The 12,060-nt window shown below is 75.9% G+C and carries 7 protein-coding genes; 1 reads left to right on the forward strand and 6 read right to left on the reverse strand.

The genetic code is table 11. The features are described 5' to 3' along the window. Positions 1 to 131: 131 nt before the first annotated feature. The 6 genes from ACFVU9_RS44510 to ACFVU9_RS44535 form a co-directional block, all read right to left on the reverse strand. Positions 132 to 1,094, reverse strand: coding sequence for a hypothetical protein (locus ACFVU9_RS44510; protein WP_387603641.1), 963 nt, complete (start codon positions 1,092 to 1,094; stop codon positions 132 to 134). Between the two features lie 150 nt (positions 1,095 to 1,244). After that, positions 1,245 to 1,967 carry a hypothetical protein gene (locus ACFVU9_RS44515; RefSeq protein ID WP_380437599.1) on the reverse strand — a complete coding sequence of 241 codons (723 nt, stop codon included), beginning with the start codon at positions 1,965 to 1,967 and terminating at the stop codon, positions 1,245 to 1,247. Between the two features lie 44 nt (positions 1,968 to 2,011). Further along, entirely contained in the window at positions 2,012 to 3,064 is a 1,053-nt protein-coding gene (locus ACFVU9_RS44520; RefSeq protein WP_387603644.1) for a hypothetical protein, read from the reverse strand. Beyond that, on the reverse strand, positions 3,061 to 4,377 hold the full coding sequence (locus ACFVU9_RS44525) for a CHAT domain-containing protein (protein WP_380493118.1): 1,317 nt from the start codon (positions 4,375 to 4,377) through the stop codon (positions 3,061 to 3,063). The genes ACFVU9_RS44520 and ACFVU9_RS44525 overlap by 4 nt, the downstream gene beginning before the upstream one ends. Before the next feature lie 5 nt (positions 4,378 to 4,382). Further along, positions 4,383 to 10,187 (reverse strand): FxSxx-COOH system tetratricopeptide repeat protein, encoded by a 5,805-nt coding sequence (gene fxsT, locus ACFVU9_RS44530; RefSeq protein WP_387603647.1) that lies wholly within the window; start codon positions 10,185 to 10,187, stop codon positions 4,383 to 4,385. Positions 10,188 to 10,371: 184 nt separating this feature from the next. Beyond that, entirely contained in the window at positions 10,372 to 11,115 is a 744-nt protein-coding gene (locus ACFVU9_RS44535; RefSeq protein ID WP_387603650.1) for an SOS response-associated peptidase, read from the reverse strand. Positions 11,116 to 11,379: 264 nt separating this feature from the next. On the opposite strand from ACFVU9_RS44535, the gene ACFVU9_RS44540 reads away from it, so the two are divergent. Then, a complete protein-coding gene (locus ACFVU9_RS44540; protein ID WP_387603653.1) occupies positions 11,380 to 11,886 on the forward strand; it encodes a hypothetical protein in 507 nt (168 codons plus the stop codon). Positions 11,887 to 12,060: the final 174 nt, after the last annotated feature.

Here is a 12,060-nt window from a genome sequence, read left to right on the forward strand (position 1 = left end):
AACGCCTCGAAGAACCTCGCCTTCAAGCCCTCAAAATCCACGATCCCCGCAACTCCCTGAACTCAGGGTGTTGCGGGGATCGCTAGAGCCCGCCGTGCGGGCAGGGGCCATCGGAGCGGCGGAGGGTGGTACTAGACCGGGCTGCCGGGCTTGCCGGAGTCCTTGGACTTCACCTGGCCCGACCACGGGGTGAGGGAGGAGTAGACGCACAGCGCCTCGCGGTCGTCGAACAGCCACCAGCGGCCCTGGCTCGGGTAGAAGTACCCGATCATTCCGTCCTCGGGGAGGTCGGCGGAGCTCGCCTGGTCCTGGCACATCCGGCGCGCGCTCGCCTCGACGCTCGCGACGCCGGGGTAGGAGCCGTTGCCGGGGAGCGTCACCGAGGCGAAGACCTCCAGCCGGTGCGGCTGGGCGCACGGGACGACCTGGTAGTGGTCCGACCCGCTCCGGTACGTGTGGATGTCGCCGACGGCGCAGTCGCCGGCCTGCAGGTACCAGGAGCCGGCCCGCCCAGCGACGACCGGGTGGCCGTCGGCGCCGCGCGTCGGGCCCGACGTCAGGTCGTGGTACGCGAAGGCCATGATGCCGCCGAGCATGGCGACGAAGAGGGTCCAGGTGACGGAGAACATCAGGCCGACGGCGGCGAAGCCGAAGCCGCCCTGCCGGCGGCGGAAGATCCGGCCGAACGAGCCGAGGGCGAGGCCCATCGACACCAGCGACAGCGGCGGGAGGAACCCGATGAGCCCGAGCACGAAGGAGGCGACGGCCATCCCGCTGACCTTGGCCTTCGGCTGCGGGACGAAGGGCGGCGGTACGGGGGCACCGGGCCCGCCGGGCACGTACGGCGGCCAGGCCTGCTGCCCGGGGACCGGTCCGAACTGCCGCCCGGCGGCGAGGCCGGCGCCGGCCTCGCCGGTCGCGTAGGGGTTGGCGTTGACGTCCGGAGCGGCGGGCTGCGCGGGCACTGCGGCGGCGGGCCGGGCGTCCGCAGGCTCCGGCTCGGCGCTCGGCTTCGGTTCGACGTCGGGGGCCGGCTGGGCGGCCGACGGTCCGGTGGCGGGTTCGGCGGACGGGTCGTCAATGGGCCGTGACACGGTGGCTGCTTTCCCCGGGGCGGTTCGGTGGGCGAAGGGCCCGCTCCCGGCGGGCCGCCCGGCGAATATAGCCGATGATCAGACTGCCGCTCACCCGAGATCCTCGGTGGGCGAAGGACCGGCCGAGGGACCGGGCCCCCGAAGGCGTCGTCAGCCCTCGAAGTCGTAGCACTCCCAAGGCACGACGAACGTGCCCGGTGCCACGAAGGCCTCGGGGATCCCGACCAGCCGGAGAAACGATTCTCCGCTGTCGTCCTCCGGCCCGTGCTCCACCTCGACGGCAGGGACGCCGAGGAACCCGCGCTCGAAGTGCAGCTCCGCGCGCACCGGCCGGGCCGGAGGCCGTCCGGTCAGGACGCCGAACACGCCCACGCCGTCCGCGTCCGCGTCCACCACCTCGCGGACCTCGAACCGCCAGTGGTCGGCGGCCAGCGCCAGGAGCCGACGGCCGTCGTCGCGGTGGAGCACCAGGACGTCCCGCCGGGCCCGGACCAGGTCGGCGATGACGCAGCACGCCTGGAGGCCGGGCAGGCCCGGGGCGCCGACCCGGCCGAAGTCGGGGTCGGGGAAACGATTCAGCAGCGTCTGGAGCAGGTCCAGCGCGGCTGAGGCGGCCCGCCGGTGGCCGTGTTCGACGACGTCCAGCAGGATCGGTACCGCGAGCTCGGCGGCCGGGTACACCGTGCCCTCGAAGTCGTCGGTGATGGCGCTGTCCAGCAGCCTGGTCATCCCGCGCGAGGCCTGGTTGAGCGTGGTCGCGGCGGCCAGGGCCCGCAGGTTCACCGCCGTGTCGGCGGTGTAGGGGTCCCGGCGGTGCGGGTGCGCCTCCCAGTCGACGGCGTCGATCGCTTCGAAGATCGCTTCCAGGTCCACGCGCGGCATCCTGCCAGACGCCCGGGCCGCCCCCGTACGGGTTTTCAGCGCGAGTGCGACGCCAGGCTCAGCATCAGGTGCGCCGACTCCGGGTGCTGGAAGTCCGAGTGGGCGCCCGCCGGTGCCAGCCGGGTGGCCGGGCCGCCCCGGTACACCGCGCTGGCGTCGACGTTCACGATCGGGTGGTCCAGCACGTCGTGCGGGTACGGCGAACCGGCCGGGCGCAGCAGCGTGGAGAACTGGTGCACCGGCGCCACGCCCGTGCCGGAGTGGCCGATGCCCGGCCGCCCTTCGGCCCGCAGGTGCCAGAAGCCGGTGGCGCGGTCCCAGCGGGAGTGGGTGAGCACGAGCGGCCCACGCAGCGGCGCGGCGTGGGCCGGCCTGCGGTCGGACTCGGGGAACAGCCGCGGGAACAGCCGGGAGAAGGCGTCGCGGGGCGCGGCCATCTGGAAGACCAGCGCGCTGTCCACGGTGAACGGCCGCGCCGGATCGCCCGGCCGGCTCCAGCTCAGGACCCGGGGCCCGGCGGGCCGCTCGGCCGCGTGCTGGACGGCCTCGCACAGGAACCGCCCGCCGAAGGAGTGCCCGACCAGGTGCAGGTACTGGCCGTTGCGGTTGGCCAGCACGGCGGGGTCGGCCGGGTGGCCGCGGTCGGCGTCGAGGTAGCCGAGCAGGTGGCCGAGCACGTACCCGGCCTGGCCGCGGCCGGGCGCGCTCATCGCGTGCGCCCGTTCACGGACGCGGCGGTACCCGCCGAGCGAGGGCAGGCTCGACGACGGCCAGCGCACCACGACGCACCACGGCCGGTACCCGCGCTCCAGGCCCGGGTACGCGCCCGGGCGGGCCCGGTGCAGGTCGGCGGCGCGCGAGAGCAGCGCCGTGGCCGCGCGGTCCGCCGCGGCGGGACTGGTCTGCCAGCCGTGGACGTACACGTAGATGTCGGTGGCCCGCTCCGGCACGCGCACGTGCCGGGCGAGGTGCTCGGCGACGCGCGCCTCGGGCACCGGGGTCCGGGTGCCGGGGACGAGCAGCCGACCGTTCTCGTCGAGGTCCACGGTGACGGGCCGGACGGACGGCGGGGTCGGGCGGCGGGTCACGGCGTGAGCTCCAGGATGCTGTCGATGCCGCAGTGCAGGGAGTAGGTGAGCGCGAGCGGGTTGCCGTGCTCGCGGGCGAAGCGCCTGACGAGGGTCTGGGTGATCTCGCCCGCCGTCAGCCCGCCGGTCAGGTAGAGGTCGAGGAAGGCGAACGCGTACTCGGCGGCGAACACCTGCGGGATCTCGATCTGCGGCCCGAGCACGCCCTCCGCCCCGAGGTCGACCAACGCCCGCCCCAGGTGTTCGAGTTCGCCTTCCGCGGACTGCCCGGTGTGGCAGGCGTTCAGGAGGACGAAGGGACGGAACATCGCCTCCGGTGCGTCCAGGTGCCGGCGCCGGTGGCGGCGCACGAGGTCGGCGTCGATGTGCCGGTCGTCGGAGAGGCGGACGGCGAGCTGCTTGAAGGCGGAGCCGTCGGCGACGAACTGGCCGTGGCACCAGAAGTACATGACGTCCTCGTCCAGCACCGCGCGCGACAGGGCGTCGAGCAGGCCGCGCGACTCGGTGCGGACGGTGAGGTGCGAGCGGTCCTCCAGCAGCTTGCGGACCTCGGGGGCGCGGCCGATGGATTCCAGGGTGTCGTCGGTGTTGAGGCTGGTGACCGGCCGGGGCCGGGCCGGGTGGGGCGGCTGGATCGGCGGGTAGGCGGCGCCGGTCTGCTCGATCTGGTGCCGGTGGCCGAGGAAGTCCGCCCACGGGTCCGGGCGGCCGTCGGGGCCCGGTCCGCCGTCGACGGCGAGCATCGGCCACGGCAGGTGCAGGTCGGAGTCGAAGCTGATCCGGAGCGGGCCGTGCTCGGTGAGCGTCCGGTTGAGGTACTCCCGGAAGACGGTCAGCTCCCGGCCGGGCCCGTCGAGCATCGTCTCCAGGAAGTACCGTCCCTCCTCGGCGAGTTCGGCCGCCCGGCCTTCGGCGACGGGGCGCAGGTGGGACACGTCGACGGCGGAGGCGAACGGGTAGTCGTCGGGCATCCCGAAGTCGTCGACCGTCGCGTAGCGGACCAGCTGGTCGCGCCAGGTCGTGCGCAGCCGGGCCGCCCTGGCGAGGAGCTTCGTGCCCGTGACGGCGAGCTCCGCGCGGTGCGGGCGGGTGCGCGGGGTGCGCTCGCCGGGCCGGAACGCGTGGATGTCCAGGGTGTCGTCGCGCCGGCGGCGCAGCGAGACGATGAGGTCGAGCGGGAGCGGGTCCTCGGCGTCCTCGGGGTTCCTGGCGTCCCTGGCGTCCTCGGCTTCTCGCGGACTGCGCTGGCGGGGGAGCCGGGTGAAGTTCGCGGAGGGGTTCTGCCGGATCTCGACGAGGAGCTCCTGGGGCACGTGCGTCACTCCTGCGTGGACTGGGGATCGGGGAGGCCGTGGACGGGACCTGGCAGCGGCACGTCCACGACGGCGGTGAGGTCCTGGAGGGCGGCGCCGTGGCCCGCGTCGTACACGGTGATCCGCACCCGGTGCCGCCCCGGCACGGCGGGCGTCAGCGCCAGCACGGCCGGTTCGCGGCCGGGCGCGTAGGCGGCGACCGGCGGTTCGAGCGCGGCGTCCGAGGCGACGGCGGCGACGAGCCGCAGGTCCGGCAGCTCGCGGGGGTCGGCGCCGGGCGCGTCGGGCTCCAGCCGCAGTTCGAGCCGCACGGTGCTGCCGGGCGCGGGCTCGTCGAGCAGCGTGAGCCGGGGGCGCCAGGCGCTGCGGGATACCGTCACGGCCGTCCGCCGGGCCCGTCGTGCGGGGAGCGGCAGGTCGGGCACGGCGGTGAGGGCGGGAGGCTCCGCCGAACCGTGCAGCCTCGCCCGGGTCTCGACGGCCAGCGGGTGTTCGGGGCCCATGACGGCCTCCCGCCCGGCCCGGACGGCGTCGAGCAGCTCCTGCGCGGCCTCCGGCCGGCCCGCCCCGGCGAGGGCTCGGGCGAGGCCGACGGCGAGGGTGGGGTAGTGGCCGACCACGCGGGGCCGCTCGGCCCCGACGGACAGGGCCCGCTCGTCGCGCCGCCGGTGCCCGTCGGCCAGCAGGGTGACGGCGCTCCGGCTGTTGGGCGGCAGGAGGTCCGCGACGACGCCCGCGTAGACGCGGACGGCCCCGGCGTGGTCCCCGGCGCGGAGACGGGCGTACGCGAGGCTCTGGCGGATGCTCAGGGTGCCCGGGTGGCGGGGGCCGTGCGCCTCGGTGGCTTCCTCGGCGAGTTCCTCCAGGAGGACGACGGCGCGCAGCGGGCGGGGGCCGTCGGCGAGGACGAGGCCCTGGATCTCGCGGGCCAGGAGGGCGCGGGGGTCGGTCGGGTCCAGGGTCTCGCGGGTGCAGGCGACGAGCTCCGCCGCCAGGAGCGTGGCGGCCTCCTGGTCGCCGGTCGCCCGGTGCGCGAGCGCGAGGTTGCCCTCCGTCGCGAGGACCATCGGATGGGCGGCGCCGAGGTGCCGGGCCGCGTCGGCGGCCAGGGCGGTGTAGTCGGCCACGGCGGCTTCAGCGCTACCGGCGCTACCGGCGCTACCGGCGTAACCGGCGTAACCGGCCAGGAGCCGGGCGTCGGTGAGGTCGCGGCGCGTCATCAGCACCTGGAGGCTGCCCTCGCCGAGGGCCAGGGTCGCTGCGTCGAGGACGTCCTCGTAGCAGGCGACGGCTTCGGCGTAGCGCCCGGCGTCGCAGTGGTTGAGCGCGATGCTGTCCCAGGCGTCGAGCGTCAGGGGGTGCCCGGCGCCGAGGGCGCGGACGCGGCCGGACCTGACGTGCTCGAAGACGGCGGCGGCGCGGTCGTGCTGCCAGGCGCGGCGGAGTCCGTGGCCGAGCGACTCGGTGGCGGCGAGGGCGTCCGGGTGGTCGGGGCCGAGGACGCGGGCGTGCGCGGCGACGACGGCCTCGCGTTCGGCGATCGCCGCCCGCTTGCGGCCGGCCAGGTTGAGGGCCTGGGCGAGGCCGCGGCGCTCGTCGAGGGTGTCGGGGTGGTCGGGTCCCTGGATCCGGGTCCGGTCGGCGACCAGCGCCTCGTACAGCCCGACGGCCCGGTCGGCCTCGCCGAGTTCGCGCCGGGTCCGGGCGATCGCGCGGCGCAGGTCGAGGGTGGCGGGGTGCTCGGGGCCCTGGATCCGCAGCCGATCGGCGAGCAGCGCTTCCCGGTCGTCCAGGGCCTGACGGATCATCCCCGCCTCGTGGCGGGCGAAGGCGAGGTTGGCGCGCTCGGTCAGCGTGGCCGGGTGGTCCGGGCCTTGGACGCGGATGCGGTCCTGGAGCAGCTCCTCGATGAGCCTGGCGGCGAGGTGCCGGTCGCCCGCTGCCTGGTGCGTCGAGGCGAGCAGGTACCGGGTGCCGAGCGTGCTCGCGTGGTCCGGCCCGTCGAGGCGCAGCCGGTCGGCGAGCAGGGCCTCGCACAGCTCCGTCGCCCGCCCGAAGTCGTTCGTCACCCGGTATTCGACCGCGAGCCACCACCGGTCGCCGAGCGCCCCCGGGTGGTCGGCACCGAGGACGCGGGCCCGGTCGGACGCCAGCGACTCGAAGAGGGCGATCGCGCGCCGGTGGTCGCCGGCCTCCTGGACGAACCAGGCCAGGGTGAACCGGGCGCCGAAGGTGTCCGGGTGGTCCGGGCCCACGAGCCGGGTCCGGGCCGCGACGAGCTCCTCCGCGATGTCCCGGGCACGGCGGTGGCTCCGTGCGGCGGAGCAGGCCCAGGCCAGGCCGGAGCGGGCCTGGAGCGTTTCGTGGTGGTCGGGGCCGTGGATCCGGGCGTTGTCGGTGACGAGGACGTCGAAGAGTTCGAGGGCGCGGGCGTGGTCGTCGGCGAGGCGGTGCGCCGTGGCCTGCCACCAGCGATTGGTGAGCGTTTCGTGGTGGTCGGGGCCGTGGATCCGGGTGCTGTCGGCGACCAGGGCCTCGAAGAGTTCGAGCGAGCGGGCGTGGTCGACGGCCACCTGGTGTGCGTGGGCCTGCCACCAGCGGATGCCGAGCGTGGTGGGGTGGTCGGCGCCGAGGACGCGGGTGCCGATGGTGACCAGCGTCGGGTAGAGGGCGAGCGCGCGGTGGTGCTCGCTCGTGACCGTCAGGCAGCGGGCGAGGGCCAGGAGGTCGCCCAGGGTGGCGGGGTGGTGCGGGCCCTCGACGCGCGCCCGGTCGGCGGCCAGCTCCTCGTACAGCCTGACGGCCGTGCGGGGGTCGTCGGTGTCCCGGTGTGTCGCGGCGAGCCAGTGCCGGGCGTCCAGGGTGTCGGGGTGGTCGGGGCCCAGCACGCGGGTGCGGTCGGCCACCAGCCCGGTGTAGACCGCCAGAGCGCTGCGGTGGTCACCCACGCGCTGGTGTGCGGTGGCCAGCCAGTAGAGGCTGTCGAGGGTGTCGGGGTGGTCCGGCCCCTGGATGCGGGCCGCGTCGGCCGCGAGCGCCGTGAGCAACGCGAGCGCGTGACGGTGGTCCCCCGCCTCCCCGTGGGCCAGCGCCTGCCAGCGGCGGGCACCGAGGGTGTCGGGGTGGTCCGCCCCCTGGACCCGGGTGCGGTCCTCGACCAGCGCGTCGCACAGCTCGGCCCTGCGCCGGTGGTCGCCGGCGGCGCCGCAGGCCTGCGCGAGGCCCAGGCGGGCGTTGAGCGTCTCCCCGTGGTCCGGGCCGTGGACGCGGGCGTGCTCCTCGACCAGCCGCTCCCACTCCGCGAGCGCCGCCCGCGGACGACCGGCGGCCTGCAACGCCCAGGCGAGGCGGTGGCGTTCGGCGAGGGTGTGCGGGTGGTCCGGGCCGTGGAGCCGGATGCGGTCGGCCACCAGCCGCTCCCGCTCCGGCAGTTCCTGCGCGGCCGGCCCGGCGAGGCGCAGCGCGAACGCGAGGTCGCCGCGCTCCTCCAGGACGTCCGGGTGGTCCGGCCCCTGGACACGCTCGCGGTCCTGCACCAGCGCGCGGTGGAGCTCGACCGCCCGCCGGTAGCGGCCCGCCTCGCGGTGCGCGCGGGCGAGGCCGGTGCGGGCGGCGAGCGTCTCGGGGTGGTCGGGGCCGAGGGAGCGGCCGTAGTCGGCGACGGCCTCCGTGTACTCCGCGAGGGCCGCGGCCGGGCTGCCCGCGTCGCTGCGCGCGAGGGCGAGGCGGCAGCGGGCGGCGAGCGTCTGCGGGTGGTCCGGGCCCTGGACGCGCGTGCGGTCGCGCACGACCGCCTCGTAGCCGGCCACCGCCGCCGGGTGGTCGCCGGCGACGGCGTGCGCGGCGGACAGCCAGCCGCGGCTCGTCAGCGTGTCGGGGTGGTCCGGGCCCAGCACGCGGGTGCGGTCGGCCACCGCCTCCTCGTACAGGGCGACGGCCAACCGGTGCTCGCCCGCCGTCAATTGGGCGAAGGCCAGGCCGATCCGGCGGGTCAGCGTGTCCGGGTGGTCGGGGCCGAGGACGCGGGCGGCGTCGGCCAGCACGCGCTCGAACTCGGCCACCGCCTCCGCGTGCCGCCCGGCCACCTGTAGCGCGTACGCGAGGCCCGCCCGGCTGGACAGGGTGTCCGGGTGGTCGGCGCCGAGCACCCTGGTCCGGTCCGCCACGACCGAGCCGAACTCCTCGACGGCCAGCGCGTGCTGGCCCGACCGCCGGTACGCGTGGCCGAGCGTGTTGCGGTCGCCGAGCACCGCCGGGTCGTCCGGGCCGAGCAGGTGCAGGCGGTCGGCGATGACGGACCGCGTCAGCGCGATGGCCCGGGCCGGATCGCCGGTGCGCGCGTGCAGCTCGGCGAGCCGGCCTCGGGTCGCGACCGTGTCGGGGTGGTAGGTGCCCAGCAGCCGGGCCTGGCCGTCCGCCAGTGCCGTCACCAGCGGGAGCGCGAACACCCGCTGCGCCTTGTCGGTGAACTCCTCCGCCGCCAGGCGGTAGAGCGCGACCGTCCGCGCCGTCGGCCGCTCGGACGGGCCGGTGGCGGCCAGCTCGCGGATGTGCGGCAGCAGCGCCCGGCGGATCCGCGGGTCGGACGCCGGCCACAGCCGCGCCGCCGCCTCGGCGAGCTGCTGCTCGGCGCGCTCGCGCATCCGCCGCCCGCCGTCCGCGGTGCGCAGCACGCTCTGCAGCAGCCGGTGCACGGCGACCGTGGACGTGCCGAGGGTGATCAGGTTGTAGTCGGCGAGCAGCCGGAGCCCGGCCGCGACCTCGTCCGGCCGGCGCGCACCGAACGGCACCAGGGCCTCGCGCGGCAGCGCCTCGGGGGCGTACCAGGCGAGGGTGCGCAGCAGCTCGACGGCGAACGGCGCGGTGGTCTGGACGGTGTGCAGCGTCGTCTGCCACAGCCGCGCGACCGTCTCGACGGTGGACGGGCGGGTGCCCGTGCTGGGGCCGGTGGAGCGCAGCAGGCGGCGGCGGTAGGCCGCGAACGTGGTGCGGGTCTGCTGGACGAACGCCCCGGCCTGGGCGAGGGCGAGCGGCAGGTGGCCGAGCTCGTCGGCGAGCGAGCGGGCCTCGGCCTGCTCGTCGGCGTCCACGGCGCTGCCCGGGTAGGCGGTGTCGCACAGCAGCCGGGCGGCCTCGGGCCCGTCGAGCACGTCGATCCGCACCCGCCGGATGCCCGGGTGCCAGCCGCTCGCGCGCCGGCTGGTGACGAGCTGGTGGCCGCAGCCGAGCAGGCGGCCGAGGTAGGGGGTGAGGTGGAGCGGGTCCTCGGCGTTGTCGAACACGAGCAGCCAGCGGTCGTGCGCGCGCAGCCAGGCCAGCGCCCACTCGACCTGCTGGCCCGGGGTGGCGGTGAGCGCCCACGACGGGTACAGCTGGACGGCGAGGTCCGCGAAGGCCTCGGCGAGCTGCTCCTCGGACTCGGCGGTGATCCACCAGATCAGCCGGTAGTGGTCGGCGTGGGCGTAGGCGTAGTGCAGGGCGAGCGTGGTCTTCCCGACGCCGCCGAGGCCGTGGAGCGTGGTGGCCTGGGTGACGAGCCCGCTGCCGTCGCCGTCCGCGAGCGCCTCGCCGATGGCCTGGAGCGCGGCGTCCCGCCCGACGAAGCCGCCGCCGGAGCGCGGCGGGAGGTTGTGCCAGGGCGGGGTGGCCTCGACGCTGAGCGCGGCCCGCGCGGCGGCGGGCGGCAGGACGACGCTGCGCTGCTCGGTGTGCGGGTTGACGGCGGTGGTGGAGGGCGCGGACGGGCGGCGGCGCTGCTCGAACGCGTCGTGGTCGGGCAGGCCGCCCTCGGGCCGGGCGTGCGTCGTCATCGACGTGATCACCGTGCTGCCCACCCCCCCCGTTGACGCTTGCTCGCCAACGGTAACGGGAGATCAGCGGGCTGTCAGCGGATTTGGGCAGGTGGGTGATGCGCCGTCAGGCCGCACCGTCAGGCCGCACTGCCACTCCGCGCTGCCACCGCGCACTGCCACTCCGCGCTGCCACCGCGCGCCGTCAGTCCGCGAGCCCCAGTGGGTCCTCGGCGCCGTCGAGCAGTTCCGGGCCGTTGGAGCGCACGCTGTTGACGGCCGTCGACACGGCCCGCACGCGCAGGGCGCCGTCGGCGGGGCGGCGCAGCAGGTGGTGCAGCTCGGTGGCGTCGGTGACGTCCGGGGCGAGCCAGGTGGGCACGTCGTCCGGGGCGATGGTGAGCGGCATGCGGTCGTGGACGCGGCCGGCGGTGTCCGTCGCGTCGGTGGTGATGATGGTCGCGGTGGCGAGCCAGGCGGCGGGGTCGTCCTCGGCGAGGGTGCGGTCGCGCCAGAACTCGTACAGCCCGGCCATCAGCATCACCGAGCCGGTGCTGAGGAAGTACGGCTGCTTGAACTTCTTGCGGTCGGCCTCCGCCGGGACCTCGCGCCACTCGAAGTAGCCGTCCGCCGGGATCACGCACCGCCGGGCGGTGAAGGCCTTGCGGAAGGCGGGCTTCTCGTGGACGGTCTCCGAGCGCGCGTTGATCATGCGGGCGCCGCCGGAGGCGTCCTTGGACCAGGACGGGACGAGGCCCCACCGCAGCGGCCGGAACTGCCGCAGCAACTCGCCGGTCTCGCGGTCGACCCGTTCGAGCACCGCCGGGACGGGGTCGGTCGGGGCGACGTTCCAGCTCGGGGCGAGGGCCTCGGCGGGGTCCCAGCGGAGCTCGCCGAGCAGGCCGACGAGGTCCTGGGGCGTGGTGGTGGAGACGAAACGGCCGCACATGCTCCCCACCCTGTCACTCCCGACCGACAAACGCCCTCACCTCCCACCCGCTTCAGGCGGCGACCGTGGCCATGACCTCCGCGGAGGCGTCGAACGGCGCGGTGCGCGCGGCAGCGGCGAACGCCGGCCGGGGACCCGCCCCGGGTGGTCCGCGCGGACGAATCTGCCGGTGGGTCGTGCCGGGACGTTCCGGGCGACGGCAGGGCCGAGGTTATGAATGAGCCGCCCGACCCCTCATGAACACCGACTTCAGGAGCCACACGAATGCGCCCTGTGAGAACGGCCTGCCTCGGCACGGCCGCCGCGCTGGTCACCCTCCTCGCCTCCGCCCCCGTCGCGACGGCCGCGACGAACACCGAATCGCCCGTCCCCCAGGCCCGCGACCGGGTCATCACCCTCATCGGCCGCCTCGCCCAGCAGTCGTTCTTCCCCGTCAACCCCGGCGGCGCCCCCGCCCAGGGCGACCGGACCGTCTTCCGCTCGGTGCTCTCCGATCTGGACGGCAACCAGGTCGGCGAGACCGGCGGCACCTGCACCACCACCCGCACCGACAACGGTGGCGCCGAGGAGTGCACCGTGACCTACACCCTCCCCGGTGGCCAGATCACCGCCCAGGGGATGGTCTTCGGCAACCTCAACCCGGGCCCGCCGCCTTCGTTCGACAACGCGATCACCGGCGGCACCGGGGACTTCGACCGCGCCCGTGGCTCGATCCACGCCGACACGGTCGGTCCGGGGACGAGGCGCTTCATGATCGACCTCGACCGCTGACCCAATTCCCCGCCCGCGGCCGCATCACCGGCATCAGCGAATGCCGACCGGTGATGCGGCCGCGGGCGGTCGGATGTAGAGGGACGCGTGGGAGTGGGGCGTGGGGGGGGGCGGCGTACCCCACCCACCCACCCGGGGGGGAGGCCCCGGCCCCGGGGGGGGCGGAGGGGGCGG

The sequence above is a fragment of the Kitasatospora sp. NPDC057936 genome (assembly GCF_042887525.1).
Lineage (GTDB): Bacteria > Actinomycetota > Actinomycetes > Streptomycetales > Streptomycetaceae > Kitasatospora.